Raw genomic sequence first — 229 nt, forward strand, 5'->3', positions numbered from 1 at the left:
AGCCCGGGCCTTCTTCAACAGTCGGGAAGTCGTTGGCCGGCAGGGTCGACAGGGTGAAGCGGCTACGACCGGCCTTTACCACCAGTTTCTGCTCGTCGACCTTGATGTCGATCAGGGCATCGTTCGGCAGGCTCTTGCAAATGTCCATCAGCTTGCGCGCCGGCACGGTGATGGAACCTGTTTCAGCCGGCTCTTCGAGTTGCACGCGACCGACCAGCTCGACTTCCAG

Annotated in this window: 1 pseudogene; it reads right to left on the reverse strand. The window is 61.1% G+C overall.

What is annotated here, in order from left to right:
• A pseudogene (locus tag AB2L51_RS15360) lies at window positions 1-229 on the reverse strand (hypothetical protein); the annotation flags it as partial.

It is taken from the genome of Acetobacter fabarum, assembly GCF_040702925.2.
Classification (GTDB): Bacteria; Pseudomonadota; Alphaproteobacteria; order Acetobacterales; family Acetobacteraceae; genus Acetobacter; species Acetobacter fabarum_B.